The sequence below is a fragment of the Rhizobium glycinendophyticum genome, assembly GCF_006443685.1.
Classification (GTDB): domain Bacteria; phylum Pseudomonadota; class Alphaproteobacteria; order Rhizobiales; family Rhizobiaceae; genus Allorhizobium; species Allorhizobium glycinendophyticum.
In genome coordinates this window covers 106,149-132,106 of sequence record NZ_VFYP01000003.1, presented here as the reverse complement: position 1 = coordinate 132,106, position 25,958 = coordinate 106,149, and the positions used below count along the sequence as shown (strand labels likewise).

The 25,958-nt window shown below is 62.6% G+C and carries 21 protein-coding genes; 4 read left to right on the top strand and 17 right to left on the bottom strand.

What is annotated here, in order from left to right; translation table 11 throughout:
• Positions 1–25 precede the first annotated feature (25 nt).
• The 7 genes from FJQ55_RS17685 to FJQ55_RS17655 all read right to left on the bottom strand — a co-directional run bounded on the left by FJQ55_RS17685 (position 26) and on the right by FJQ55_RS17655 (position 7,353).
• A complete protein-coding gene (locus tag FJQ55_RS17685; RefSeq protein WP_246085184.1) occupies positions 26–466 on the bottom strand; it encodes an SH3 domain-containing protein in 441 nt (146 codons plus the stop codon).
• Between the two features lie 130 nt (positions 467–596).
• Positions 597–2,021: a gamma-aminobutyraldehyde dehydrogenase gene (locus tag FJQ55_RS17680; protein WP_140830318.1), complete on the bottom strand. Its 1,425-nt coding sequence runs from the start codon at positions 2,019–2,021 to the stop codon at positions 597–599.
• Between the two features lie 37 nt (positions 2,022–2,058).
• Positions 2,059–2,874 (bottom strand): ABC transporter permease, encoded by an 816-nt coding sequence (locus FJQ55_RS17675; RefSeq protein ID WP_140830316.1) that lies wholly within the window; start codon positions 2,872–2,874, stop codon positions 2,059–2,061.
• On the bottom strand, positions 2,864–3,814 hold the full coding sequence (locus FJQ55_RS17670; RefSeq protein ID WP_140830314.1) for an ABC transporter permease: 951 nt from the start codon (positions 3,812–3,814) through the stop codon (positions 2,864–2,866). The genes FJQ55_RS17675 and FJQ55_RS17670 overlap by 11 nt, the downstream gene beginning before the upstream one ends.
• Complete coding sequence (locus FJQ55_RS17665; RefSeq protein ID WP_140830311.1) at positions 3,811–4,800, bottom strand: ABC transporter ATP-binding protein; 990 nt, start codon at positions 4,798–4,800, stop codon at positions 3,811–3,813. The genes FJQ55_RS17670 and FJQ55_RS17665 overlap by 4 nt, the downstream gene beginning before the upstream one ends.
• 197 nt (positions 4,801–4,997) lie before the next feature.
• The gene (locus FJQ55_RS17660) at positions 4,998–6,158 is read right to left on the bottom strand and encodes an ABC transporter substrate-binding protein (protein WP_140830310.1); all 1,161 of its coding nucleotides are present in this window, start codon (positions 6,156–6,158) and stop codon (positions 4,998–5,000) included.
• A 286-nt stretch (positions 6,159–6,444) separates the two neighbouring features.
• On the bottom strand, positions 6,445–7,353 hold the full coding sequence (locus FJQ55_RS17655) for a LysR family transcriptional regulator (protein ID WP_062281390.1): 909 nt from the start codon (positions 7,351–7,353) through the stop codon (positions 6,445–6,447).
• Positions 7,354–7,527: 174 nt separating this feature from the next.
• Here FJQ55_RS17655 and FJQ55_RS17650 point away from each other — a divergent pair, with 174 nt between their 5' ends.
• Positions 7,528–8,424: a DMT family transporter gene (locus FJQ55_RS17650; protein ID WP_140830307.1), complete on the top strand. Its 897-nt coding sequence runs from the start codon at positions 7,528–7,530 to the stop codon at positions 8,422–8,424.
• A 19-nt stretch (positions 8,425–8,443) separates the two neighbouring features.
• On the opposite strand, the gene arsA is transcribed toward FJQ55_RS17650, so the two are convergent.
• The 5 genes from arsA to FJQ55_RS17625 all read right to left on the bottom strand — a co-directional run bounded on the left by arsA (position 8,444) and on the right by FJQ55_RS17625 (position 13,820).
• On the bottom strand, positions 8,444–10,213 hold the full coding sequence (gene arsA / locus FJQ55_RS17645; protein WP_140830305.1) for an arsenical pump-driving ATPase: 1,770 nt from the start codon (positions 10,211–10,213) through the stop codon (positions 8,444–8,446).
• Between the two features lie 80 nt (positions 10,214–10,293).
• Positions 10,294–11,154 (bottom strand): metal ABC transporter permease, encoded by an 861-nt coding sequence (locus FJQ55_RS17640; protein ID WP_140830303.1) that lies wholly within the window; start codon positions 11,152–11,154, stop codon positions 10,294–10,296.
• Entirely contained in the window at positions 11,151–12,056 is a 906-nt protein-coding gene (locus tag FJQ55_RS17635) for a metal ABC transporter permease (RefSeq protein WP_140830301.1), read from the bottom strand. The genes FJQ55_RS17640 and FJQ55_RS17635 overlap by 4 nt, the downstream gene beginning before the upstream one ends.
• Positions 12,037–12,930: a manganese/iron ABC transporter ATP-binding protein gene (locus tag FJQ55_RS17630; protein ID WP_140830906.1), complete on the bottom strand. Its 894-nt coding sequence runs from the start codon at positions 12,928–12,930 to the stop codon at positions 12,037–12,039. Before FJQ55_RS17630 ends, FJQ55_RS17635 begins: the two co-directional genes overlap by 20 nt.
• 2 nt (positions 12,931–12,932) lie before the next feature.
• A complete protein-coding gene (locus FJQ55_RS17625) occupies positions 12,933–13,820 on the bottom strand; it encodes a metal ABC transporter substrate-binding protein (protein WP_140830299.1) in 888 nt (295 codons plus the stop codon).
• Positions 13,821–14,054: 234 nt separating this feature from the next.
• Between FJQ55_RS17625 and FJQ55_RS17620 the strand changes: the two genes are divergently transcribed.
• Positions 14,055–15,734 (top strand): hypothetical protein, encoded by a 1,680-nt coding sequence (locus FJQ55_RS17620; protein ID WP_140830297.1) that lies wholly within the window; start codon positions 14,055–14,057, stop codon positions 15,732–15,734.
• Between the two features lie 164 nt (positions 15,735–15,898).
• On the opposite strand, the gene lysS is transcribed toward FJQ55_RS17620, so the two are convergent.
• The 5 genes from lysS to FJQ55_RS17595 all read right to left on the bottom strand — a co-directional run bounded on the left by lysS (position 15,899) and on the right by FJQ55_RS17595 (position 22,960).
• Positions 15,899–17,395 (bottom strand): lysine--tRNA ligase, encoded by a 1,497-nt coding sequence (lysS, locus tag FJQ55_RS17615; RefSeq protein ID WP_140830295.1) that lies wholly within the window; start codon positions 17,393–17,395, stop codon positions 15,899–15,901.
• 169 nt (positions 17,396–17,564) lie between these two features.
• A complete protein-coding gene (gene gltX / locus FJQ55_RS17610) occupies positions 17,565–19,022 on the bottom strand; it encodes a glutamate--tRNA ligase (RefSeq protein WP_140830293.1) in 1,458 nt (485 codons plus the stop codon).
• Between the two features lie 465 nt (positions 19,023–19,487).
• The gene (locus FJQ55_RS17605) at positions 19,488–21,254 is read right to left on the bottom strand and encodes an SLC13 family permease (protein WP_140830291.1); all 1,767 of its coding nucleotides are present in this window, start codon (positions 21,252–21,254) and stop codon (positions 19,488–19,490) included.
• Positions 21,255–21,405: 151 nt separating this feature from the next.
• Entirely contained in the window at positions 21,406–22,164 is a 759-nt protein-coding gene (locus FJQ55_RS17600) for a TerC family protein (protein WP_140830288.1), read from the bottom strand.
• An 85-nt stretch (positions 22,165–22,249) separates the two neighbouring features.
• Positions 22,250–22,960, bottom strand: coding sequence for a TetR/AcrR family transcriptional regulator (locus FJQ55_RS17595; protein WP_140830286.1), 711 nt, complete (start codon positions 22,958–22,960; stop codon positions 22,250–22,252).
• A 143-nt stretch (positions 22,961–23,103) separates the two neighbouring features.
• Between FJQ55_RS17595 and FJQ55_RS17590 the strand changes: the two genes are divergently transcribed.
• Together FJQ55_RS17590 and FJQ55_RS17585 are read left to right on the top strand one after the other, a co-directional pair.
• Positions 23,104–24,321: an HlyD family secretion protein gene (locus FJQ55_RS17590; RefSeq protein ID WP_425467549.1), complete on the top strand. Its 1,218-nt coding sequence runs from the start codon at positions 23,104–23,106 to the stop codon at positions 24,319–24,321.
• A 35-nt stretch (positions 24,322–24,356) separates the two neighbouring features.
• Positions 24,357–25,946 (top strand): DHA2 family efflux MFS transporter permease subunit, encoded by a 1,590-nt coding sequence (locus FJQ55_RS17585; protein ID WP_167507754.1) that lies wholly within the window; start codon positions 24,357–24,359, stop codon positions 25,944–25,946.
• Positions 25,947–25,958: the final 12 nt, after the last annotated feature.

Here is a 25,958-nt window from a genome sequence, read left to right as displayed (position 1 = left end):
GGTGCTACCGCATGAGGAGAGGCGTTCAACGCCGCCGTGGCTTCTCGAGCGGGTCGATCAGGATTTCCGGCTCCAGCGGTGCATTGCGCTCTTCCTGCGGAGGAGCAAATCCGGTCTCTTCCAGAAGGAAGCGGCCATCGACCCAACCGGAGATACGCGGGCGGTCCACAGTCGCAATGCGGCACCAGTAGCCACCCCGGCTGTCCTTGCAGGAGAGCCGCTCGATCGGGGTTCCCTCGTCGAGGGCATAGATGACCCGAAACTTCGGGCCAGCGCCCGAATAGACGGCGAGGCGCTGGCCGGGCGGCAGACCGCGCACATGCCAGAGATAGGCGTCCATCAAGGGTGCGTTGCCCCCGATTGCGGGCGCGGGAATGACTTGCGGTTGCTGGGCATGCGCGGTCGGACCAGCGAAGGCCATCCCCAAGGTGGTGGCCAGGAGTGTCGTGATCAGTTTATGCCGCATGCATGGCTCCGTGATTTGCCGGGCCATGATACCGGTGGCGACGCTTCACCGCCACCGGTTTGCCGTGTCAGGGTAATCTTCCGCGCTCAGAGGACAGGGGCCCAACCTTGGGCATACGCCTGACGGAAACTTAATGCGCGATCATCACGTGGCGGACGGCCGTGTAGTCTTCCAGCGCGTAGATCGACATGTCCTTACCATAACCCGACTGCTTCATGCCGCCATGAGGCATTTCGTTGCAGAGCATGAAGTGGGTGTTGATCCAGGTGCAGCCGTAGCGCAGCTTGGCGGCGGTCTGCATGGCGCGGGAGATGTCCTTGGTCCAGACGGAAGAGGCAAGGCCGTAGTCGCTGTCATTGGCCCAAGCGACGGCCTGTTCGGCCTCCGTGAAGCGGGTGACGGAGACGACGGGGCCGAAGACTTCGCGGCGGACGATTTCGTCGTCCTGGGTGGCGCCGGCAATGACGGTCGGGGTGTAGAAGAAGCCCTTGTCGGAGCCGAGCTTGCCGCCGGCGACGATTTCCATGTGTTTATGCTCGGCCGCGCGGGTGACGAAGCTTTCGACACGGTCGCGCTGGCGCTTGGAAATCAGCGGGCCGATTTCGTTGTCGGCATCGTCAGCCTGGTTGAACTTGATGGTGGAGACGGCGCTCGCGAGATCCGCGACGAAGCGGTCGTAAATCTTGTCCGAGGCATAGATACGGCAGGCGGCGGTGCAGTCCTGGCCGGCATTGTAATAACCGAAGGTGCGGATGGCCAAGACGGCGGCCTCGATGTCGGCGTCGTCATGGATGATGACAGGGGCCTTGCCACCGAGTTCCAGATGCGTGCGCTTGACGGTCTTGGCGGCAGCTGTCAGCACTTTCTTGCCGGTGGCGATATCGCCGGTGATCGACACCATGGCGACCTTCGGGTGGTTGATCAGCGCATTGCCGACACTTTCACCGCGGCCCAGGACGACATTGACCACGCCTTCCGGCAGGATTTCCGCCATGGTGCGGGCGAGCTTCAGGGCCGAGAGCGGGGTCTGCTCGGACGGCTTGAAGACGATGGTGTTGCCGCCGGCAAGCGCCGGCGCGAGCTTCCAGGCCATCATCATCAGCGGGTAGTTCCACGGCGCGATCGAGCCGATGATGCCGACGGCGTCGCGGCGGATCATCGAAGTGAAGCCCGGCAGGTATTCGCCGGAGGCCGGCGCATGCAGCGTGCGGATGGCACCGGCGAAGAACCGGTAGCAGTCGACGATCGCAGGGATCTCGTCGTTGAGGACGGCATTGATCGGCTTGCCGCAGTTCAGGCTTTCGAGAGCCGCAAAGCCGGCCGCATCCTTTTCGATCGCATCAGCGATGGCGAGCAGATAGGCCGAGCGCTGGCCGGGTGTGGTCGAGGACCAGCTGTCGAAGGCCTTGTCGGCGGCGTCGACGGCGGCATCGACCTGGGCGAGGGACGCCTCCGGGAGGTCGACGATCACGTCGCCGGTCTTCGGGTTCAGGATCTTCTCGTCCGTCTCGGTGCCGGCTTCGAATTTCGAGCCGATCAGCATCTGGGTGTCCATGTCGTTCTCCCTCATTGTCTCGATGGTCTGTCTGGGGCTACTTGCCGCTGCCGGCCACCTGGTCGGTATCACGGGTCAGATAATAGGCTGCCAGGATTGGCAGGAATGTCACGATCACCACGACCATGGCTACCACATTGGTCACCGGGCGCTGGCGTGGGCGGATCAGCTCTTCCAGCATCCAGATCGGCAGTGTCGTCTGCTGGCCGGCGGTGAAGGTCGTGACGATGACTTCGTCGAACGACAGCGCAAACGCCAGCATGCCGCCGGCGAGAAGGGCCGTTGCGATGTTCGGCAGGATCACATGGCGGAAGGTCTGGAAGCCATCGGCGCCGAGATCCATCGAGGCTTCGATCAACGAGCCAGAGGTGCGGCGAAAACGGGCGACGGCGTTGTTGTACACGACCACGACGCAGAAGGTGGCGTGGCCGAGGATGATCGTCCAGACCGAGAACGGGATCTCGGCGAGCGAGAAGGCGGAACGCAGCGCAATGCCGGTGATGATGCCGGGAAGTGCGATCGGCAGGATGACGAGCAGCGAGATCACTTCACGGCCGAAGAATTTGGTACGGGCGACAGCGGCGGCGGCCAGCGTGCCGAGCACGAGCGCGATCAGCGTCGCGATGCTCGCGACGCGGACCGACAGGCTGAGCGCTTCCCAGATGTCCGGACGGTTCCAGGCAACGGCGAACCATTTGGTGGTAAAGCCCGGCGGCGGGAACTGAAAGCTCTTTTCCTCCGTCGTGAAGGCATAGACGAAGATCAGCAGGATCGGCAGATGCAGGAAGGCGAGGCCGAGGCCGGCGGCGATTTTCAGCGGCAGGCCTGCCGATTGGGAGCGGTCAGAGCGCATCGAAAGCCCCCAGGCGTTTGGCGATGGAAAGATAGATGCCCATGATGACGATCGGAACGACCGAGAAGGCGGCGGCAAGCGGGATGTTGCCGGCCGTACCCTGCTGGGCATAGACGGCCTGGCCGATGAAGAGGCGCGAGGTGCCGACGATCTGCGGAATGATGTAGTCGCCGAGCGTCAGCGAAAAGGTGAAGATCGAGCCGGCGACGATGCCCGGCAGCGACAGCGGCAGAAGCACGTGGCGGAAAGTCTGGCGGGCATCGGCGCCGAGATCGCCGGAGGCTTCGATCAGATTGCCGGGCACGCGCTCCAGCGAGGCCTGGATCGGCAGGATCATGAAGGGCAGCCAGACATAGCAGAAGACGATGAAGGTGCCGATATAGCTGATCGACAGGGAGCTGCCGCCGATCACCGGGATCGCCAGGATGGCGTCGAGCAGCCAGGTCAGGTGCAGCTTTTCGAAGATCCAGGTGAGGATGCCCTCCTTGGCGAGGATGAGCTTCCAGGCGTATACCTTGACGAGATAGCTCGACCAGAGCGGCAGCATGATGCCAAGATAAAAGATCGCCTTCCATTTGCCCTGGGCATAGCGGGCGGCGTAATAGGCGATCGGAAAGGCTAACCCAATGGACGCGATGGTCACGGCGGTAGCCATCAGCAGGGTGCGCAGGATGACGTCGAAGTTTGCCGGCTGCAGCAGCTGGCCATAGGTCGAGAGCGTGAACTCGTAATTGATCAGGCCGGAGAATTCGTCGATCGAGAAGAAACTCTGCAGCAGCAGCGCCAGGAGCGAGCCGACATAGATGATGCCGAGCCAGAGCAGGGGCGGCACCAGCATCAGGACCAGCAGCAGGTTGGGACGCCGCCAGAACAGATCCGAGAGCCGCCCCATCAGGCCCTGACGGCCATCGAGGATGACGGTGGAGGCCGGCGCAGTCATGCCTCGTCCTCCATGATGTGGGCATCGGTGGGTGCCCAGGTGAGGCCGACGGTTTCACCCGGTTTCGGCACCGGCTGGCCGGCCGGGATCGTCACCGAAAGTGCCGTGGCACCGGCATTGACGAAGAGGCGGGTGGCCGCGCCGAGGAAGCTCGTCGAGCGGACGAGGGCCGGCACGCCGCCGTCGCTCGCGATCCGGATGGCTTCGGGGCGCAGGCTCGTCCAACGCGCCTCGCCGCCGAGCGCCTTCATGTCTGCGGGCGAAATCACATTCGACGAGCCGACGAAATCCGCGACGAAACGCGTTCTGGGACGGTTGTAGATTTCTTCGGGAGCGCCAGCCTGGACAATTTTCCCGTCGTTGAACACGGCGACCCGGTCGGCCATGGAGAGCGCTTCGCCCTGGTCGTGGGTGACGAAGACGAAGGTGATGCCGAGCGCGCGCTGCAGGCTCTTCAGTTCTTCCTGCATCTGTTCGCGCAGCTTCAAGTCGAGTGCCCCGAGCGGTTCATCGAGCAGCAGCACTTTCGGCTTGTTGACGAGCGCTCTGGCCAGCGCCACGCGCTGACGCTGACCGCCTGAGAGCTGGCCGGGCTTGCGGGCACCATAGCCGGGGAGCTTGACCAGTTCGAGCGCCTTTTCGGCTTCGCGGTGGCGTTCGGCCTTGGCGACACCCTTGACCATCAGGCCATAGGCGACGTTGTCGAGAATGTTCAAGTGCGGAAAGAGGGCATAGTCCTGGAAGACCGTGTTGACGTTGCGGCGATAGGGCGGCACGCCCTCGGCAGTTTCGCCGAAGATCTCGATGTGGCCATCGGTGGGCTGCTCGAAGCCGGCAATCAGCCGCAGGCAGGTCGTCTTGCCGGAGCCCGAGGGGCCGAGCATGGCGAAGAATTCGCCGGGTGCCACGGTGAGATCGACGCTGTCGACGGCTTTGACGCTGCCGAAATGGCGCGAGACCTTCGAGAAGGAGACGGCTGCGGTCATGGGGGCTCCAGAGTTGCTTTGTGGCCCCTCATCCGCCTGCCGGCACCTTCTCCCCGCAGGCGGGGAGAAGGGCACACTTCCGCCGGCCTCGCAGAGCGTCGGCAGGCAGCAGGCAAAGCGGTGGGTTCGGGGCAAGTCCCCTCTCCCCGTTTACGGGGAGAGGGGAAGGGTGAGGGGCAAATGCCCCGGTTACGAGATTACCGTCCGCCGATCACGCCGATATAGTCGGAGACCCAGCGGTGATAGGGGACGCATTCGCCCTGGCTTTCGCATTTGGAGGTCGGCGTGCGCCAGAACTTGATCTGGTCGAAGTGTTCGTAGCCGTTGGTCTTGCAACCCTCATCGCCGTAGAGCGCATTGCCTTTGCAGGCGGCGGGCACGGAGGGAACCGTGCCGAACCAGGCGGATACGTCACCCTGGACCTTGGGCGAGAGCGAGTGCTCCATCCACATATAAGCGCAGTTGGGGTGCTCGCTGTCGACATGCAGCATGGTCGTGTCGGCCCAGCCGGTCACGCCTTCCTCGGGGAAGGTCGAGTCGATCTTGGCGCCTTCGGCCTTCATCAGGTTGACCTGGAAGGGCCAGGAGCCGGAGGCGACCACGCCTTCGTTCTTGAAGTCGTCGATCTGGATCATCGCGTCGTGCCAGTAGCGGCCGACCAACTGGCGCTGGCCGCGCAGCAGGTCGAGGGCGGCCTTGTACTGCTCTTCGTTCAGTTCGTAGGGGTCCTTGATGCCGAGTTCCGGCTTGTGCGCCATCAGGTAGAGGGCGGCATCGGCCACATAGATGGGGCCGTCATAGGCCTGGACGCGGCCCTTGTTGGACTTGCCGTCGGGCAGGGTCATTTCCTCGAAAACGACTTTCCAGCTCTTCGGGGCTTCGCCCTTGAAGGCTTCGGTGTTGTACATCAGGACGTTGGCGCCCCAGACGTAAGGCGTCCCGTAATGCACGCCGTCCTTGGTGTGCCAGGGGGCGTTCTGCAGGCGCTCGTCGATGGTGCTCCAGGAGGGGATGAGGGCGGTATTGATCGGCTGGACGCGCTTGCCGGCCACGAGGCGGAGCGACGCATCGCCCGAGGCGGTGACGAGGTCGAAGCCGCCTTCGTTCATCAGGGCGACCATTTCATCGGATGTGGCGGCGGTCTTTACCGAGACCTTGCAGCCGGTGGACTTTTCGAAGTCGGTGACCCAGTCATAAGCCTTGTCGGTTTCGCCGCGCTCGATATAGCCGGCCCAGGCGACGATGGAGAGGGCGCCTTCGCCGGGGCCGAGTTCCTTCAGCGGTTCTTGAGCGACAGCGGCGGTCGTCAGGCTCAGTACAGAGGCGAGGACAGTACAAGACTTCAGAATCGATTTCATCGCGAGGTCTCCCGTGTGTGCGGCCGCGCTTTTGCGGCCATTGTTCCCGGCCAGAAGGTTGCCGTGAATTAACCGCATTCGCAAATTCATTCGTCAGAATGGTGATATCGGTTTTTCCGATGGGTTGGGCTTTTCCTGGTAGGTGGGTATGCCCCTCATCCCCTGCCGGGACCTGCTCCCCGCAGGCGGGGAGAAGGGGGCAAATAGGCGGCCCCGGCGGCCTTCTCCCCGTTCACGGGGAGAAGGTGGCGGCAGCCGGATAAGGGGGCAATCGCTACGATGAAGATTACCGCACCCGCCCACTGCGGCTCGCTTCCGCGATCCCCACAAAGTCCCTTGCCGCCTGGGGCAGGCTGGAGCCCTTGCGCCAGACCATGCCGACTTGCACCACCGGCAGAGCACCGGACACGTCGCGGCTTTCGATGCGGTCGCCTTCCAGCGACCAGGGGCGGTAGACGAGATCGGGCAACAGCGCCACGCCGGCGCCGGTGGCGACCAGGCTGCGGACGGCTTCGACAGAGCGGGTGCGGAAGGCGACATGCGGGCGTGCGCCGAGTGCCGAAAGGAGCTTGCCGGTGTTCTCCTCGATTTCGTCCACCGTCAGCATGATCAGCGGTTCTTTCGTGATGTCGGCAATTGAGATGATGTCGGCGGAGACCAGTGGGTGGCCGATGGGGAGCCAGAGGCGGTAGGGCGAGGTTTCCAGGATTTCCGCCTGCAGCGCCATGCGGTCGCGCAGGTTGGAGATGACCATGACGGCGACATCCAGTTCGCCGCCGATCAGCAGGTGTTCGAGATAAGACCCGTTGTCCTCGATAGCCGAAACCTCCACGCCAGGGCAAGCGCGGCGGTAGCGGGCGAGGAGATCCGAGAGCACGTAGCCGGCGACAAGCGAGGTAACGCCGATGTTGAGCGTGCCACCGGTATTGCTCTTCGTTTCGGCAAACACATGGCGGGCATCCGAGACGGTGGCCAAAATCTTCGTCGCATGGCGGAGGAACTGGTGGCCGTTATAGGTGATCGACAGGCCGCGCGGGTGGCGCTCGAAGAGTTCCACGCCCAGATCGCCCTCCAGTTCCTTGATCGCCTCGGTGACCGAAGACTGCGAAATGGAGAGGTTCTGCGCCGCGCGGGTGACGGAACCCTGCTCGGCGACGGCGACGAAATATTGCAGCTGACGGAATGTGAAGGCCATGCGCTACTCAAGCACGGAGAGGCTGCGGCGGGCAAGGCAGCTTGCGCAGTTGTCAGACTGCATGGCAGCCGTGCAAACGCGGTCTGGCCAAACATTTCCGGGGGTGTAGGATCAAAGGCCCGCGCCGTTGGTTCTCCACGGATTCGTCTTCTTTCCAGGCTCCAGTTCCCCATTATGAAATCGACGCCGCTCGGCTATAGCTTCACGTTTCTCGCCTTTTCCGTCTTCGCCATCCAGGACGGCCTTTCCAAACATCTCGGCGGTGATTATTCGCCGGTCCAGGTCGCGATGGTACGGTACTGGGCCTTTGTCGCCTTTGCGCTGTTCCTAGCGCTGCGCTCGAACGGCGGCCTGAGAACCGCGATCAACACCCGGCGTCCCTTCCTGCAGATTCTCCGAGGTCTGTTGCTGTTCTCGCAGATCCTGATCTCGATTGTCGCCTTCACGCATGTCGGCTTGGCCAAGAGCCAGGCGATCTTTGCCGCAGGGCCGATCTTCGTGGCGCTCTTGTCGATGCCGATCCTCGGCGAAAAGGTGGGCTGGCGGCGGTGGACCGCGATCTCGGCCGGTCTCGTCGGCGTGCTGATCATGCTGTCGCCGGGAGCGGACGGTTTCAACATCTATGTCGTGTTGCCGCTGATCTGTGCCGTGCTGGGGGCGGTCTATGCTATCGCGACGCGTCTTGTCAGCCGCGAGGATGGGCCCTCGACCAGCTTCTTCTATCTCGCCATCGTCGGCTTCATCGGTGCCAATATCCTCGGCCCGTTTTTCTGGATCCCGTTTTCGGCCATGGACTGGGTGTGGATGGGTTGCCTCTGCTGCACGGGCATCATCGGTCACCTGGCGCTCATCAAGGCTTATGAAAACCTCGATGCGGTCGTCGTTCAGCCGATCTCCTACTGGCAGCTCGTGCTGGGTGCCGTCATCGCGGTGACCGTCTTCGGTGAAGTCCTGCGCTGGAACACGGTGGTGGGCGCGACGATCGTCGTCGGGGCCGGGCTCTTCACGGTCTGGCGGGAATGGGTCGTCTCGCGCCGCGTGAAGCGAGCGGAAGAGGATGCAAGGGCCTGAGCGCGTCGCAGCCGGATACTCACCCTTCTTCGGCGATCCGGCGAAGTTCCTCCAGGCCCACGGGCGCAACGGGGCGGAAGTCCAGGGCATAGATCCGCTCGGCACAATCGCGCGTCACCCGTTCGATCTGCGCCTTTTCGCCTCTGATGCGGGCGCGCAAGAGCGGGTCGCGCGTGCCTGTGATCGCCATCGACTTGTTGACCACCCAGCCATGGGGCGCGATGCCGGCGCGGCGCAGGTCGTCCTGCAGGGCGGATGCTTCCGAGACCGGTGTCCTTTCCGGCAATGTGACAAGCAGCACCCGCGTATAGGTGGGATCCTGCAGGCGCATCAGCGGGGTCACCATGCGGCCGGGGGCGTTGTCATCGAGATGGCGCGTCATCTGGCGGTGATAGGCGCCTGTCGCATCGAGCAGCAACAGTGTGTGGCCTGTCGGCGCCGTGTCGATGACGACAAAGCTCGAACGGGCTTCACCGACGACGCGGGAGAAGGCGTGGAAGACGGCGACTTCTTCGGTGCAGGGCGAGGCAAGGTCTTCGCGCAGCAGGGCGCGGCCCGCCTCATCGAGATCGTGGCCCTTGGTCGCCATGATCTTGTCGATGTAACGCGCGGTCTCTGCCTCGGGGTCTATGCGGTCGACGGTCAGGCCAGGCATCGCGCCTGCGCCCACGACGAAGGACAGGTGTGCCGCCGGATCTGTCGTGGTGAGGTGTACGCTGTGTCCGCGCGCGGCGAGCCCGACGGCGACGACTGCGGCGACCGTGGTCTTGCCGACGCCGCCCTTGCCCATGACCATCACCAGGCCCTTGCCGCTTGCGGCGATCTCGTCGATGAACGTTGAGAGGCGGGGAAGCTCGGGGGTAGCGAATGTCTCGTCGGCTGGATCGACGGCAGGGATGGAAGCGCTTTGCGACAGCAGCCCGCGCAGCGCGTCGAGGCCGACCATGTCGAAGGGTTTGAGAGGCACGTCGTCGCGAGGCAAGGCCGAAAGGGCGGGCGGCATCTCGGCCAGCGCCTTTGTCTGTTCTGCCGCAAAGGCCGTGGCCACTTGGTCGTTCGGATCCGATGGCGTGAAGCGGCCGTTTATGGCGAGCATCTGGTTGGACAGTCCGAGTTCTGACAATTCGCCGGCCGTGCGAGCGGCCTCCCGGATGGCACCGCGATCGGCGCGGGTCACCAGCACGATGGTCGTGCGGGCGGGATCACCCAGGCATTCGAGCGCCGTGCGAAAGCGGTCTTCCTGCATCTTCAGCCCGGAATGCGGCCCAAGGCAGGAGGCACCACGTTCGTTCGTCTCCAGAAATCCGGTCCAGGCCTTGGGCAGGCTCAGGAGCCGCAGGGTGTGGCCCGTCGGGGCGGTGTCGAAGATGATGTGGTCGAACTGTGGCTGGTCATCGGCGAGCAGACCGACAAATTCGTCGAAGGCGGCGATCTCGGTGGTGCAGGCGCCGGACAGTTGCTCGCGCACGGAGGTGCGCTCCTTGTCCGTTGTGTCTGGTGCCATCTGATCCAGCACGCGCAGGCGATAATCCTCGGCGGCGGCTTCGGGATCGATGTTCATCGCAAACAGGCCGGATACGCCGGGGACGGGCGCCGGATCGCTGCCGAGAGTGACACCGAGCATTTCGTCGAGATTGGAGGCGGGGTCGGTGCTGACCAGCAGAATCTTCAGGCCCTGGTCGGCGAGTGCAATGGCGGTTGCGCAGCTGAGCGAGGTTTTGCCGACGCCACCTTTGCCGGTGAAGAACAGGTGGCGGGTCGGGCGGTTCAGCAGTTTCAACGTCGACATGTTCGCTGTCCTCTGATTGCGGAGGATAGCTTAGTCGTCAATTTCGGCACGGTACTTGATCCAAGGCAAGTGGGTGGAAGCTAACCGTCCGCTTCCGCTGCCGCGATGCGGTTTACGCCACGGGCCTGCCAGAGCGTGCGCAGAAAGGCGCAAACGAAGATGCCGCTCATGATCAGCACGATCGTCGGCGCAGGCGCGCTGTCGATGAAGAAGCTCAGATAGATGCCGGTCAGCGATGCGGTAACGGCCACGGCCACGGCGGTTACCAGCATGGTGGCGAACCGCTTCGTCACCAGGAAGGCGATGGCGCCCGGGGCGACGAGCATGGCAACCGACAGTATGATGCCGACAGCCTTCAGCGCGCCGACGACAAGGAGCGACAACACCGTCAACTGGCCGTAATGCAGCAGGCGGACCGAGAGGCCGATCGCCTGGGCATGCTGCGGGTCGAAGGCGTGGGCGAGCAGGTCCTTGCGCAGGATGGTGAGGAAGAGTGTGGCAAAAAGGGCGATCACGCCGGTTTCGACGAGATCGGAGGGCAGAACACCCAGCATGTCGCCGAACAGGATGTGGTCCAGATGGACCGAACTCTCGACCTGCACATAGAGCACCAGCCCGAGACCGAACATACCGGAAAAGACGATGCCGAGCACCGTGTCTTCCTTGATGCGGCTGTTCTCCTTGATGAAGCCGGTGAGGAGTGCGCAGAAGAGACCCGCGGCGAAGGCGCCGATGGCGAGTGGAATGCCGACGATATAGGCGATCACAACACCGGGCAGGACGGCATGAGAGACGGCGTCACCCATCAGCGACCAGCCTTTGAGCACCAGCAGGCAGGAGAGCAGCGCCATGGGTATGGCGATCATCAGGGTGACGACGAAGGCCGTCTGCATGAAGGGCAGTTGGAAGGGAAGGAGCGCCAGGTCTAGGGTTTCGCTCATGCGGGCAGTTCCTTCGACCGGTGTTCCGGCTCTGCCGTCTCGTTGCCGATCGGCTCGAGCGCGTGTCTCGCGCGGCCACGGGCGGCCAGCAGGCCATGCTTGGGGGCGAAGAGAAAAGCCGTCAGGAAGATCGCGGTCTGCAGGACGACGATGATGCCGCCGGTGGCGCCGTCGAGAAAGTAGCTGGCATAGGCACCGACGAAGCTCGTTCCAGCGCCTATGCCGAGGGCCAGCAAGATCACGCGCTGGAAGCGATCGGTCAGCAGGTAGGCCGTGGCGCCGGGGGTGACGACCATGGCGACGACGAGAAAGGCGCCGACGGTCTGCATGGCGGCCACCGTCGAGGCGGCGAGCAGTGTGAAGAAGATCACCTTCAGCCGCTCTGGTTTGAGCCCGATCGAGCGGGCATGGCTTTCATCGAAGAAGGTGACCATCAGGTCCTTCCACTTCAGCGCCAGCACGACGAGGCTAATGCCGCCGATCAGGACCAGTTGAAGCGTGTCCGCCGGGGTGATGGCGAGGATGTTGCCGAGCACGATGGTCTTGATGTCGATCGAGACGGGCGAGATCGACACCATGAACAGGCCGAGGCCGAAGAAGGAGGTGAAGATCAGTCCGATGATCGCATCTTCCTTGAGCTTGGTGCGCTGGTTGAGGAAGAGGATCGCGATGGCCGCAAGCCCGCCGGACAGGAAGGCGCCGAAGGCAAAGGGAAAACCCAGCATATAGGCGCCGGCGACGCCGGGCACGATCGCGTGGGAGAGTGCATCGCCGATCAGCGACCAGCCCTTCAACATGAGATAGGCGGAGAGAAACCCGCAGACGCCACCGACCAGCGCGCTGACCAGGATGGCGTTGCGCATATAGTCATAGGTGAACGGCTCAGCCAAGGTCGCGAGCATCGCGCACTCCTGGCTTGGGCGTGCCATAGATGACGAAGGGGCGTTCGTCATCGGTGATGACCTTGACCTCGCGGCCATCCTCGTCCTCGTGCAGATCCGTACCCGACAAGACGAAGTGGCGCAACGCGCCGCCGAAAGCGGCCTTGAGGTTTTCTTCTGTGAAGGTGTCCTCTGTCCTGCCGGCCGCAATGACCGTGCCCTTGACGAAGATGGTGCGGTCACAAAAGTCCGGGACGCTGCCGAGGTTGTGGGTCGAGACCAGCATGACGCGGCCTTCGGCGCGCAGGTCCTTCATCAGGCCGATGATCTGCTCTTCAGTCGTCACGTCGACGCCGGTGAAGGGTTCGTCGAGCAGGATCACCTGGCCTTCCTGGGCGAGGGCCCGGGCGAGGAAGACGCGTTTGCGCTGGCCGCCGGAGAGTTCGCCGATCTGGCGCTTGCGGTAGTCGCTCATCCCGACACGTGCCAGTGCTGCATCGACCAGCGCGTGATCGTGTTTGGAGGGTATGCGCAGGAAGTTCATATGGCCATAGCGGCCCATCATCACCACGTCTTCGACGAGAACCGGGAAATTCCAGTCGACCTCCTCGGCCTGGGGCACATAGGCGATCAGGTTCCGCTTCAGGGCTTCCTTGACGCTCATGCCGAGCACGCGGATCTCGCCACTCGCGACCGGCACGAAGCCCATGATCGCCTTGAACAGGGTCGACTTGCCGGCGCCATTGACGCCGACCAAGGCGTTGATCGTTCCGGGCGGGATCTCGAAGCTCGCATGGCGCAGTGCCGTGTGGCCGTTGCGGTAGGTGACGGTCACGTCGCTTGCGGTGATGCCCGAGGGGGCGCCACGGTGAGATCTTCTGTCGCGCGATCCCATGATCATCCGGCAAGGCCCTTCGCGATTGTCGATACCGTGACCTTCAGGAGGTCGAGGTAGGTGGGGACCGGGCCATCGGCCTCGCTCAGGGAGTCTACGTAGAGCACGCCGCCATAGGCCGCCCCGGTTTCCGCCGCCACCTGCTTGGCGGGTTTGTCGGAAACGGTGCTTTCCGAGAAAACGACGGGGATCTTGTTGGCGATGACGGCATCGACCACGGCTTTCACCTGCTGGGGCGTACCCTGGCTGTCGGCATTGATCGGCCAGAGATAGAGTTCCTTCAGACCGAGATCGCGTGCGAGATAGGAGAAGGCCCCCTCGCTGGTGACCAGCCAGCGCTGGTTTTCCGGCACCGCTGCAATCTCTGCCTTCAGCGGCTCGATCTCGGCGCGGATTTTATCCGAGTAGGTCTTTGCATTGGCGGCGTAGACTGCGGCATTGCCGGGGTCGATATCGGTCAGCGCCTTGCGGATGTTTTCGACATAGATCAGCGCATTGTCCGGCGACATCCAGGCATGCGGGTTCGGCTTACCCTCATAAGCACCGCCACCGATGGCGATTGGCTCGACGCCGTCGCTGACAGTCACCGTTGGCACATCGCCGAGATTGGCGAGGAACTTTTCGAACCAGGCTTCGAGATAGAGGCCGTTTCGCAGCACCATATTGGCATCGCGGGCCTTGAGGATGTCGCGGGGTGTCGGCTGGTAGCCGTGGATCTCGGCTCCGGGCTTGGTGATGCTTTCGACGTCGGCCGCGTCGCCCGCAACATTGCGGGCAATGTCCGCGATCACGGTGAAGGTGGTCACCACCTTCGGCTTGTCTGCGGCAACAGCTGCGCCCGGCAGCAGCAGGGCGAGGACAAAAAGATGGCGGGCAAGCTTCAGCAACATCAGTGGCATCCCGTTCTTGCAAGTCATTCCTATTAAAATCTATAGCGCGCCCGGCCGTTGTCAATGCATTTGCAAATCATTTGCAAAAAGAGGTCGCGTGAGAGTGTGTCGGACGCTTTTTCGCGTCGCCGCAAAATGGAACGGGTCGATTAAAGGTTCCGCAAGAAGCCTCGCCTATGCTCGCCCACAGTATTGCGTAAAGATCGAGGTTGGTGTGATGGCGGAGTTGCAAGCGTGAAGGTGCCGAAGCTTCACCTGTCGCGAAAACTCGTGCTGATCGTGGGCGGCGTACTTGTCCTGTGCGGTGGCACGGGCGGTGCTGCCGTCTATATCGGCGCCGACACGCTGCTTGGCCCCTCCTATGCCGAACTGAACGGTCTCGAATGCACCGAAGTGCAGGTTGTCGAGATCAAAAAGAAGGATCGGTTCTGGATCCGCAAATATGTCACCACCAATGAACCGGGCGACGGGTTGTCGCGCGTCAAGACCGCATTGCGGGTGGCGAAACTCGTGCAGGAGGCCAAGAAGGCCGACCTCGTGCAGGTGGTGGTGCTGGACACCAATGGCCCGAAGGACCGCGCGGAGATGCGTGGACGGGCGGTGGGCGCCGATGTCATTTACGTTCCCGATCCCTCCCGCGTTCCGGAGGCGACGCCGGCGCGGGTTCTGACCGCGCGTTATGCCGATGGTCTGGCCGCGGCGAACGGACAGTATTTCGGCGAACGTGTCGATATGAGCGAGAACGACGTGCAGGCGTTGCTCGCCAAGCTCGACGACAGCACCGATTGCGTGAAGCCCGAAGTCGTGGTGCCGGAAGGTGCCGAAGGCGGCCATGGCGAGGGCAAAGCCGATGCTCATGGCAAGAAGAAGAGCGAAGGTCACGGCGAGGCCGGCGGGCACGGCGAAGCAGAAGGACACGGGGAAGCACCTGCCGAAGGCCATGGCGAGGCCGAAGGTCACGGTGAGGCGCCGGCCGAAGGCCATGGTGACTCACCGGCTGGTGAGCACGGCGAACAGGCACCCGTTGCCGAGCATGGCGGTGGCCAAAGCAAGGGCTGGATGGCCTCGCTGATGGGCATGGTCGGGCTTGGCGGCGATGAAGCTCAGGCCGAGGCCCATGGTGCGGCGGATGCCGGGCACGGAGAGACGCCTGCTGAAGGGCATGGCGAAGCGGAAGCCGCTGCTCATGGTGGCGAAGGTGATGCCCATGGTGATCCAACTGCTGCTGGTCACGGCGATAGCGAAGGCCATGCTGCGCCGGCGGAAGACAGTGCGGCGCTCCCGGAAGCGGAGCACCCCGCAGCGCCGGCGGCCCATGGCGATACCGTTTCTGACCACGCTCCGGCTTCGAATGAAACGGAGGCCAAAGGCCATGATGCCACGGGCCATGACTCCGTCGATGGTCATGACGCTCCAGTCATGGAAGAACAAATACCGGAAGCAGCAACCCATGAGACCGATGCGCCTGTCGTCGAGACATCCGATGCCCCGGTGAATGGCCATGATACGGCTGCGCCCGAAGAACCGGCCCATGATGCGGCAGCAGCCGAGGCTCCGGCCGAGGGCGGTGGCTGGTTCTCATCGCTGAAGAGCATGGTCGGATTGGGCGGCGAAGAGGCTGCCGCAAGCGGCGAGGGCGAAGCAACTCCTGCCGAAACACCAGCGGGGTCCGGCGAGGACCATGGCGCGGCCTGGCTGGAAAAGATGCGGTCGCAGCCGATCGAGCCTCAGGGCTCCTCCGCTGAGCCGGCGCCCGCACCGGAAGAGCATGGTGCGGCTGGCGACCACGAGGCCACTGCCGGATCCGCCGATGCGGCTCATGCTGCCGAAGGGCAAAATGCACCGAACGAGGATGAAGCTGTGCTGCCCCCGAAAAAGATCATTCCGGGTGAGGAAGCCAAGGCAGGACATTGATGGCCGGGCGATAAAGCCCCGTCAATCTGTCCGTGCGCCGCGCCGCCCCGAGGTGGCGCCTCAATCAAGGCCTCGACAGCGCGCCCGTTGCTCATTCGCATCTCGGCAGCAAAAACCCTCCGGCTGTGTCGGAGGGTTTGTAATCGTCGCGTCTGCAGTAAACCTCAATCCGCCTTGTTGCGGCGGGCCGGGAAGAGGATGACGTCGCGGATCGACGGGGCGTTGGTCAAGAGCATGATCAGGCGGTCGACGCCGATGCCGAGGCCGCCGGCGGGCGGCATGCCCTGGTCGATGGCATCGAGGAATTCGTCGTCCAGCTGCTTGTCCTTTTCGCCGCGCGAATGGGCCTGTTCGAGCTGCTCGACCATGCGCTTGCGCTGCTCTTCCGGGTCGTTCAGTTCGGAGAAGGCGTTGCCGACTTCCCAGGCGTTGCAATAGGTCTCGAAACGTTCGACGAGGCGCGGCTCGCCCGGCACTTCCTTGGCGAAAGGCGAGATGTCCTTGGGGAAATGCGTGACATGGCTCGGCTGGATCAGCGTGCCCTCGACCTTCTCTTCGAAGATGAAGGCCAGGCATTCGCCCCAGGTCCAGTCCTTCTCGACGGCAAAGCCGGCGGCCTTTGCGGCGGTGCGGGCTTCCTCGTCAGTCTTCATGCTCAAGAAGTCGATGCCGGTTGCTTCCTTGACGGCGTCGGGCATGGGCACGCGCTTGAACGGGCCCTTGAAGGAGATCTGCTTGTCGCCGAAGGTCACTTCCGGCGTGCCGTGGATCGAGACGGCCAGTGTCTCGAACAGCCGCTCGACGAGGCCCATGACATCCTCGTAGTCGGCATAGGCCCAGTAGCATTCCATCATGGTGAATTCGGGATTGTGGCGGGTCGACACACCTTCGTTACGGAAGTTGCGGTTGACCTCGAACACCTTGTCGGCCAGGCCCGACACCAGGGTGCGCTTCAAGAACAGTTCCGGCGCGATGCGCAGATACATGTCCATCTTCAGTGTGTTGTGGAACGTCTTGAACGGATCGGCGGTGGCGCCGCCATAGACCGTCTGCAGCATCGGCGTCTCGACTTCAAGAAAGCCTTCGCTCTCCATGAAACGGCGCAGACCCGAGATGATCTTCGAGCGCTGGAGGAAGCGGAGCTTGGAATCCTCGTTGGTCAGGATGTCGAGGTGGCGCTTGCGGTAGCGCAGCTCGATGTCGGAGAGACCGTGATACTTCTCCGGCATCGGGAGAAGCGTCTTGGTCAGCATGGTGATTTCATGGGCGTTGATCGTCAGCTCGCCACGCTTGGTGCGGCGGACCTGGCCCTTGACGCCGATGATGTCGCCGAGGTCGATCATCGGCAGAAGCGCGCGGGCTTCCTCCGGCGTCGTGTCCTTGTGGGAGAAGATCTGGATCTTGCCCGAGGCGTCATGGATGTCCATGAACATGCCGGAATTGCGTGAGGAATAGACGCGACCGGCGACCGTGACGATGTCTTCCGACTCCTGATCCGGCTCGAGACCGGCATATTTTTCCGCGAATTCCGCGTTGGTCAGCGTGCGGTGGAAATGCGCCGGATAGACGTCGCCCACGGTCTTGCGCAGCTGGTCCAGCTTCTGGCGGCGGACCTCGGTCGGGTCGGAGGAGAGGGCGGTTTCGGTCTTCTGTTCGGTCATCGTGTGAATGCCTTTTGCGGCTATGTTCGTTTCAGTTCGCTGGTGCGGCTGGCTCGGTCAACCCTCCCCCTTGTGGGGAGGGTCGGAGCGAAGCGACGGGGAGGGGAGGCGTCTTGCTCGGGGAAAAACCCCTCCCCAACCCCTCCCCACAAGGGGGAGGGGCTTTCCCTCAGTTCTGTGCACCTACCATCGCGGTCAGCACCTGGATCGCCACCTTCAACCGCTGGCGCACGACAGAGCGGCCGAGCAGCGCCATCGAGTCAAACAGCGGAAGCGAACGCTGGCTACCGGAGACGGCGACGAAAAGCGGCGGGGTGACGACGCGGAGCTTCTTGCCCATGCGCTCGGAGATCGCGCGCAGCTCTTCCTCGATGGTCGTGACGTTCCATTCGAGGATCTTTTCGAGATCCGCCTGGACGGTGGTGACGATTTCGAGCGTCTCAGTCGGGCTGGTCTTCAACCCGCCGAAGGAGGCAGGCGTCAGGCCGACGTCGTTGGCGAGCAGGAAGCCGGCGAGCGGCGGCAGTTCGCCGAGCTTGGTCACACGGCTCTGGGCGAGCTTCAGGCCTTCGACCAGGCGGTCGTTTTCCTGGGCCCAGTCGAGCACGCGGGCGACGAAATCTTCCGGCGTCAGCTTTTCGCGCAGCCAGCGGCCGTTCAGCCAATCGAGCTTCTGGATGTCGAAGATCGCGCCGGCCTTGGAAAGGTTGTCCGGATCGAACTTCTCGATCAGCTCTTCCATCGACAGCAGTTCCTCGCCTTCGGCGATCTGGATGAAGAACAGGCCGAGGAAGTTCATCAGCGCTTCGGGGAGATAGCCGAGGGCCGAGTAATAGGAGATCGAGGTCGGGTTCTTGCGCTTCGACAGCTTCGACTTGTCGTGATTGCGCATCAGCGACAGGTGCATGAACTTTGGCGGTTCGAGCCCCAGATGGCGATAGATCAGGATATGCTTCGGCACGGAGGCCAGCCACTCCTCGCCGCGGGCGACGTGGGTGATCTTCATCAGGTGATCGTCGACGACGTTCGCCATGTGATAGGTCGGCATGCCGTCGCCCTTGAGCAGGACCTGCATGTCGACGCTTTCCCACGGGATCGAGACATCGCCATAGACGCCGTCGTGGAAGTCGCAAGAGCCTTCGGTCGGCACCTTCAGGCGCACGACATGCGGCTCGCCGGCTTCGACGCGGGCGGTCACTTCCTCGGCCTTCAGATGCAGGCAGAGGCCGTCATAGCCGGGGGGCTTTCCCGCGGCGCGTTGAGCTTCGCGCATGCTTTCCAGGCGCTCTGGCGTGCAGAAACAGCGGAAGGCGCCGCCATTGGCGAGCATCTTGTCGACGAAAGGACGGTAGATGTCCTTGCGTTCGGACTGGCGGTAGGGGCCGTAAGGGCCGCCGACATCAGGACCTTCCGACCAGTTGAGGCCGGTCCATTTGAGAGCGTCCAGCACCTTCTGCTCGAACTCGGCGGTCGAGCGGGTCGCGTCGGTGTCCTCGATGCGCAGAATAAACTCGCCGCCGAACTTCTTGGCGAAGAGGTAGTTGAACAGCGCGATATAGGCGGTCCCGACATGGGGTTCGCCGGTCGGGGAGGGTGCGATGCGGACGCGGACGCCGGACTTGGTCATGGAATTCAGCTCGTGGTGCGTGCGAATGATCGGGCGACAGATGCCGGATCGGGACAATGTGTGAAATCAGTGTGGCGGGACGCCGGTAACAGGCGAGGAAACGTCGATGCGCAAGCCGGTTCCACCGCGTGGCCTTAGGCCATATTCAGGCCCGTGCGTCAAGAAAAACCACTGATAGCGCCGGTCCCGGAAGGGTGGCTGGAAAAAACTTCAAAATTATTTGTCGAGGGCCGGAACCCGAAGGCGGGGTCGGCGTTATGATGACAGAGCGCAGGCCGTGCCAACCGGACGCGACGGGATATGGGGAACACGGAAGTTTTTCCGGTTTCTTTCCGTGGCCAACGAAATGGCAGGCGAGCCCCTTAACCGTCCGGCCTGCGCTCGTCCCCCAAGTCCCCGCCCCAAGGAAAACCTGCGTCCCGCCGACGCAGGTTTTTCTTTGCGTGGGTTCTTCCCGTCAGATCCTCACGTTACCGGCCAGACCATCAGCAGCGCCGGCACCGAGACCAGGATGATCAGGATGGACAGCGGCAAACCCAGGCGAGGATAGTCGGAAAACCTGTAGCCACCCGGGCCCATGACCAACGTATTGCACTGGTGGCCGATCGGCGTGAGGAAGTCGCAACCGGCACCGATTGCAACCGCCATCAGGAAAGCCTCCGGCTTATAGCCGAGACCGTTGGCGAAGCTTGCCGCAATCGGCGCCATGACTAGGACAGTGGCAGCATTGTTGAGGAATGGGGTGACAGCCATTGCGGTCACCAGGATCATCGCGACGGCGCCCCAGGCCGGCATGCCGCCTGCGACCGCGTTCAGCCAACCGGCGATGACATCGCTGCCGCCCGAAGTCCGCAGCGTGTCTGCGACCGGGATCAGAGCCGCAAGCATCACCAGTATCGGGCCATCGACCGCCCGGTAAACCTCGCTGACGGGAATGACACCGAAGGCGACCATGGCGAGCGCTGCGGTAAAGAAGGCGATGGCGACCGGCGCGATGCCGAGCGCAGTCGCTCCCATCGCAACGACAAGGATTGCCAGCGGAATGAGCACATTGCGGCTCGTGCCAAGCAGGATTTCGCGTTCGGCCAGCGGCAGGCATCCAAGCTCGGTCAGGATGGACGGCATCTGCTGGCGCAGACCCTGCAGCAGCACGACGTCCCCAGAGCGAAGCGTTAGCTCTCCCAGCCGCTCGCGAATGCGCTTGCCCTGCCGGCTGACGGCCAGAAGATTGACGCCGTAGGTGTGAACAAGGGCGAGTTCCTTGGCCTTTTCGCCGATCAAGGGCGAGCCTCGCCCGATCACGGCCTCGATCGACGAGAGGTCACCGCGTTTCATGTCCGGCTTTTCGTGGACGGCCAGAGTGAGGCCGGCCTGCGAAACGATGCGATCGAGCGCATCCGACGGGCCCTCCAGCAGCACGATATCCTCGGCATGCAGAAGAATGTCGGGGAATGGTGACAGCCGGGTCTGTCCGCGCAGCACTGCGGACGCGGTGACTTCGCCCTGAGCCGTCTTCAAAAGCTGATTAAGCGTCTTCTGCACAAAGGGTGATTGCGGCGGCACATGTGCCTCGGTTGCGAAGCTTGAGGCTTCGAGAGCCTCCTGCAGCGAGGGGTTCTGATTTTCGCGGCGTGGCACGAGCCAATAGAAGAAGATCAGGAAGAGGATGCCGGCAAGCGCGAGCATTGCACCAACAGGGGTGAAATCGAACATCGTGAAGGGCGTGCCCGTCAGCTCCTGGCGCAGGCGCGAGACCGCGATGTTGGGCGAGGTGCCGATCTGGGTCATCAGTCCGCCGAGAAGGGCTGAAAAAGCCATGGGCATCAGGAAGACCGAAGGCGGGACATTGGAGCGGCGGGCGAACTGGAAGGCGACTGGCATCATGATGGCGAGCGCGCCGATATTCTTGATGAAGGCCGAGAGAACCGTCACCGTGATCAGTAGCAACAGCATTTGACCGTGGAGCGAGGACAGCGCCGGGAAGAAGCGCTTGATGGCAAGATCGACCACGCCCGAGCGGGCGACACCGGCGCTGACCACCAGCGCGCTGCCGACGATGATCACCAGATCATCGGAAAAGCCGGCAAAGGCATCTTTTGCTGGAAGAAGCCCGAGCGAGACTGCCGCCACCAGCGCCACGCAGGCGACGACATCATAACGGAATTTTTCCCACAGGAAGGCGGCCATCATCACGGCGATCAGGCCGAAGGCAAGAATTTGCTCGTAGGTCATGGTGCTCCGGCCGGCGAGGCATGAGACAGAAAAGAGGTCCGGTTACCGCAGCAACCCTTCGACGGTCGATCGGTTCCCTCAAATGCAAAACCCGTCAAAGGCTTTCGAGAAGCCAGCCTCGGACGGGAAATAGTGTCAGGCCCGATTGGACTTAGTGAAGCTTCTTCTTCGCCTCTCGGTCCCGCACATGTTTGCGTCTGGCAAACATGTTCAGCACCTCGACAAGAGCCGAGAAGGCCATGGCGGCGTAAATGTAGCCCTTGGGCACGTGGAAGCCCATGCCTTCTGCAATGAGGGTGGTGCCGATCATCAGCAGGAAGCCGAGGGCCAGCATGACGACGGTCGGGTTCTTGGCGATGAAGTTGGCAAGCGGTGTCGCTGCCACCAGCATGACGGTCACGGCGGCAATAACCGCGATTACCATGATCGGCAGATGCGGGGTCATGCCCACGGCGGTGATGATGCTGTCGATCGAGAAGACGAGGTCGAGCAGGAGAATCTGGCCAATGGCGCTGGCGAAGGTGGTCGTGGCCGAGGAGGCGATGAAATCCTCTTCATGGTCGACCGGATCAACGCTGTGGTGGATTTCCTTGGTGGCCTTCCACACCAGGAAGAGACCCCCGGCAATGAGGATCAGGTCCTTCCAGGAGAAGCCGTGGCCGAAAAGTTCGAAGATCGGCGTGGTCAGCTGGACGATCCAGGCGACGGTGCCGAGCAGAGCGAGGCGCATGATCAGCGCGAGGCCGATGCCGATGCGGCGGGCGCGTTCGCGCATCTCTTCCGGAAGCTTGTTGGTCAGGATCGAGATGAAGATCAGGTTGTCGATGCCGAGCACGACCTCCATTACCACCAGTGTCACCAGAGCGACCCAGGCAGTGGGGTCCTGAAGAAGCGGAAGATAGTCCTGCATGTTTTTCGGTTCCGTACGCGAGGGTCAGCGACGGTGGATGTGGGGCAATACATCGCAGTTGGCAAGGTCTGCAGCGAGGATAGGCTCAACCCGGATGTGATCCGGCCTCTGCCTTGCAGGCATAGGCGGCCAGAAAGACTTTCAGGCCGCTTTCGATGACGCGATGGATCTCTTCCGGAGTGATCTCCTCGGGGATCTCGTTAAACAGGCGTCCCTTCAAGAAAATGCCGCCCGTCAGTTCGATGAATTGTTTCGCCGCAAGCGAGGTGTCGGCAATCTCCAACGTTCCGTCGGCGACGTGGCGATCCAGGAAGCTCTTGAGGACGCCCCGGGCATTGCTGGGAGAATCCGCCAGATATCGCTGACAGAGCAGCGGCATGCGATCGATCACGCCCAGAAGGATGCGCATCGAGGCGATCATTTCGGAGTTGAAGATGCGATTGGCGAATGCCTGGCCGAACCGTCGAAGACCGTCTTCGGCGCTGACACTCTGGGCCAGGGTCTCGCGCACCGTATCCGTGAACTGTCCCTTGGCGCGATCGATCAGCGCGGCAAAGAGTTCTTCCTTGCTCTGGAAATAGACGTAGATCGTGCCCTTTGAAACACCGGCCTCGCGGGTCACGTCGTTCATGCTGGCCGCGTCATAGCCCATCTTCATGAAGACACGCTTGGCGCCGTCGAGGATCTGGCCGCGCTTGATCGGGTCTTCGCCTGCCGGAAACCGTCCCAGTGCCACAGCCGCAGAGGAGGGCGCGTCGTCGGGCGTCTTCTGTTCTGACGTGATCTTTTTCGGCATCGCAGGTCCAAATATTAACAATAGTCGTTTTGACTCGGGAAAGTCGGATTGGCAGCCCTTGATATGCGGGAGAAAACGCGATATGTCAATCGAACCGAACGGTTCAGTTCGAAAGTTGTAACCCCATCCCTGGTGCTATGCCCATGTCATCGACGCACAGATCCACCGCCTTTCGTTCCTCCTCCAGTCCCCTCGATCGGAATGAAGACGTGTCCGAGACGCAGCTGGAACCAGGGACCCCTTCCGTCGCCGAAAAGCCGGCGGCAGTCGCTCCCGTCGCGGCGCAGGCCGCGGCGCCGAAGAAGCGTCGCAGCCCAGTGCTGCCTGTGGTGCTGCTCGCCATCCTCGGCGGCGGCGCCTGGTACGGCTACGAGTGGTGGACCAATGGCCGCTTCATGGTCTCGACCGAAGACGCCTATATCGAAGGTGATATCGCGATCATCTCGCCGAAGATTTCCGGCTATGTCGAGAAGGTCAATGTCGACAGCAACCAGTTCGTGCATGCCGGCGACCCCCTGGTGACGCTTGATGGTGGCGACTATCAGATTGCGCTGGAACAGGCGCAGGCCAACAAGACGAGTGCAGAGCTTGCGGTGAAGCGCATCGATGCGCAGATCATCGGCGGAGAGGCGAGCATCGCGCAGGCCAGGGCGCAGCTCGGTGCTCTCCAGGCGGCCGTTCGCGGCGCCGAGATTACCGCCAAGCGTGCAACCGATCTGGCTGCCAAGTCGGTCGGCACGACCGCCGATCTCGACAACGCCAAGGTTGCCCTCGACCAGGCCAATGCCAACCTCGTCGCCGGCGAGGCCGCGGTGGCTTCCGCAGAGGCCAACCTCAGTCTTTTGAAGGCGCAGCGCGACGAAGCTTTGTCGACTGTGCGGCTGCAGGATCTGGCGATCGACAAGGCGCAGCGCGACCTGGACTTCACCGTGCTGAAGGCGCCGTATGATGGCGTTGTTGGCAATCTGGCGGTTCAGGATGGCGATCTCGTTTCGGCCGGCAAGCGTCTGGCAGCCCTGGTGCCGACCAGCGAGCTCTATATCGAGGCAAATTTCAAGGAAACGCAGATTGCGCATCTCGTTCCCGGTTCCAAGGTGTCGATCCATGTCGACGCCTATGGCGAGAAGCCGCTTGAGGGCACTGTGACCTCGATTGCGCCTGCCTCCGGTGCAATCTTCTCGATGCTGCCGGCGGAAAACGCGACGGGCAACTTCACAAAAGTCGTTCAGCGGGTGCCGGTCAGGATCGCCTTGCCGAAGGATGCGCTCGCCGGTGGCCATCTGCGTGCCGGCCTCAGCGTCATCGTCGATGTCGATACCCGCACCGCACCCGACGCGCAGGCGGTTGCCACCAGCAGGTAACACAGGTCGGTTTTCGTCTCGGAAAGGGCCTCTCCATGGCCACGGTTACTTCTTCGCCTGGCGTGATGCGGCCACCGGCCGGTGCCGAGGAGCGCATGGATCCGCGACGTCTCTTCGCGTTTCTCGCGATGGTCTTCGGCATGTTCATGTCGATCCTGGACATCCAGATCGTCTCGGCATCGCTGGCAGAAATCCAGGCCGGTCTTGGGGCCGGCTCGGATGAAGTCGCCTGGGTCCAGACCTCTTATCTGATTGCCGAAGTCATCATGATCCCGTTGTCGGGTGTGCTTGCGCGCATCCTGTCGACACGTGTGCTCTTCACCATGTGCGCGACCGGCTTCACGTTGGCGAGCGCCCTTTGTGCGACAGCCACCAATATCGAACAGATGATCATCTACCGCGCCATTCAGGGCTTTATCGGTGGCGGCATGATCCCCTCGGTGTTTGCTGCCGCCTTCACCATTTTTCCGCCATCCAAGCGCAGCATAGTCTCGCCGATGGTTGGACTTGTCGCGACGCTCGCGCCAACCATCGGGCCGACCATCGGGGGCTATATCAGCCACGCGATGTCATGGCACTGGCTGTTCCTGATCAACGTCATTCCCGGAATGCTGGTCGCTGCCGCGACCTGGAGCCTGATCGATTTCGACAAGCCGGATCTCAAGCTCTTCAAGATCTTCGACTGGACCGGCCTTGCCTCCATGGCAGTCTTCCTCGGCTCCCTCGAATATGTGCTAGAAGAGGGCAACAAGAACGACTGGTTCAACGACCAGCATATCGTCGTTGCTACGGTCGCCATGACGATTGGTGCTGTCATCTTCTTCAGACGTGTTTTCGTGGCAGAACTGCCAGTGGTCGACTTAAGGGCATTTTCCAATGCCAACTTTGCCTTTGGTTCCTTGTTCTCCTTCGTCATGGGCGTCGGGCTCTATGGCCTGACATATCTCTATCCGCTCTATCTCGGGCGCATCAGAGGCTATGATTCCATGATGATCGGCGAGACGATGTTCGTCTCCGGCGCGGCGATGTTTTTCACGGCGCCCGTGGCCGGCATCCTGTCCAACAAACTCGATCCGCGGGTGATGATGATGGGTGGCTTCGCGGGCTTCGCCCTCGGCACCTATATGATGACCGGGCTTACCGCCGACTGGGATTTTTATGAGCTGCTCATTCCGCAGATCCTGCGCGGCTGTTCGCTGATGATCTGCATGGTGCCGATCAACAACCTGGCGCTCGGCACCCTGCCGCCGGAGCGTATGAAGAATGCCTCCGGTCTGTTCAATCTGACCCGAAACCTTGGCGGGGCCGTGGGGCTCGCGATCATCAACACCATGCTGACGCAGCGGTCTGATGATCACTATGCGCGCCTTTCCGAGCAGTTGAACTGGGGCAACCGGGCCGCGCTCGACTGGCTGTCTTCGGTGGGCGCGAACTATGATAGCTATGGGCTCGATGGCTCGGCCGTCGCCATTAAGAAGCTGTCGGGCATCGCCACACAACAGGCGACACTTCTGTCCTTCATGGACGTGTTCATGGGCCTCACCGTCCTTTTCACCTCGCTCATCTTCATGGTCCTGCTTCTGAAGAAGCCAAAGGCTGCTGCTCCTGCGGGCGCCGGCCACTGATCACGCGTCGTA

Bases quoted from the DNA above. Each gene is read 5' to 3' on its own strand.
- FJQ55_RS17685 (WP_246085184.1), bottom strand. From the start codon at position 466: ATGCGGCATAAACTGATCACGACACTCCTGGCCACCACCTTGGGGATG.
- FJQ55_RS17680 (WP_140830318.1), bottom strand. From the start codon at position 2,021: ATGGACACCCAGATGCTGATCGGCTCGAAATTCGAAGCCGGCACCGAG.
- FJQ55_RS17675 (WP_140830316.1), bottom strand. From the start codon at position 2,874: ATGCGCTCTGACCGCTCCCAATCGGCAGGCCTGCCGCTGAAAATCGCC.
- FJQ55_RS17670 (WP_140830314.1), bottom strand. From the start codon at position 3,814: ATGACTGCGCCGGCCTCCACCGTCATCCTCGATGGCCGTCAGGGCCTG.
- FJQ55_RS17665 (WP_140830311.1), bottom strand. From the start codon at position 4,800: ATGACCGCAGCCGTCTCCTTCTCGAAGGTCTCGCGCCATTTCGGCAGC.
- FJQ55_RS17660 (WP_140830310.1), bottom strand. From the start codon at position 6,158: ATGAAATCGATTCTGAAGTCTTGTACTGTCCTCGCCTCTGTACTGAGC.
- FJQ55_RS17655 (WP_062281390.1), bottom strand. From the start codon at position 7,353: ATGGCCTTCACATTCCGTCAGCTGCAATATTTCGTCGCCGTCGCCGAG.
- FJQ55_RS17650 (WP_140830307.1), top strand. From the start codon at position 7,528: ATGAAATCGACGCCGCTCGGCTATAGCTTCACGTTTCTCGCCTTTTCC.
- arsA (WP_140830305.1), bottom strand. From the start codon at position 10,213: ATGTCGACGTTGAAACTGCTGAACCGCCCGACCCGCCACCTGTTCTTC.
- FJQ55_RS17640 (WP_140830303.1), bottom strand. From the start codon at position 11,154: ATGAGCGAAACCCTAGACCTGGCGCTCCTTCCCTTCCAACTGCCCTTC.
- FJQ55_RS17635 (WP_140830301.1), bottom strand. From the start codon at position 12,056: ATGCTCGCGACCTTGGCTGAGCCGTTCACCTATGACTATATGCGCAAC.
- FJQ55_RS17630 (WP_140830906.1), bottom strand. From the start codon at position 12,930: ATGGGATCGCGCGACAGAAGATCTCACCGTGGCGCCCCCTCGGGCATC.
- FJQ55_RS17625 (WP_140830299.1), bottom strand. From the start codon at position 13,820: ATGTTGCTGAAGCTTGCCCGCCATCTTTTTGTCCTCGCCCTGCTGCTG.
- lysS (WP_140830295.1), bottom strand. From the start codon at position 17,395: ATGACCGAACAGAAGACCGAAACCGCCCTCTCCTCCGACCCGACCGAG.
- gltX (WP_140830293.1), bottom strand. From the start codon at position 19,022: ATGACCAAGTCCGGCGTCCGCGTCCGCATCGCACCCTCCCCGACCGGC.
- FJQ55_RS17605 (WP_140830291.1), bottom strand. From the start codon at position 21,254: ATGACCTACGAGCAAATTCTTGCCTTCGGCCTGATCGCCGTGATGATG.
- FJQ55_RS17600 (WP_140830288.1), bottom strand. From the start codon at position 22,164: ATGCAGGACTATCTTCCGCTTCTTCAGGACCCCACTGCCTGGGTCGCT.
- FJQ55_RS17595 (WP_140830286.1), bottom strand. From the start codon at position 22,960: ATGCCGAAAAAGATCACGTCAGAACAGAAGACGCCCGACGACGCGCCC.
- FJQ55_RS17590 (WP_425467549.1), top strand. From the start codon at position 23,104: ATGTCATCGACGCACAGATCCACCGCCTTTCGTTCCTCCTCCAGTCCC.
- FJQ55_RS17585 (WP_167507754.1), top strand. From the start codon at position 24,357: ATGGCCACGGTTACTTCTTCGCCTGGCGTGATGCGGCCACCGGCCGGT.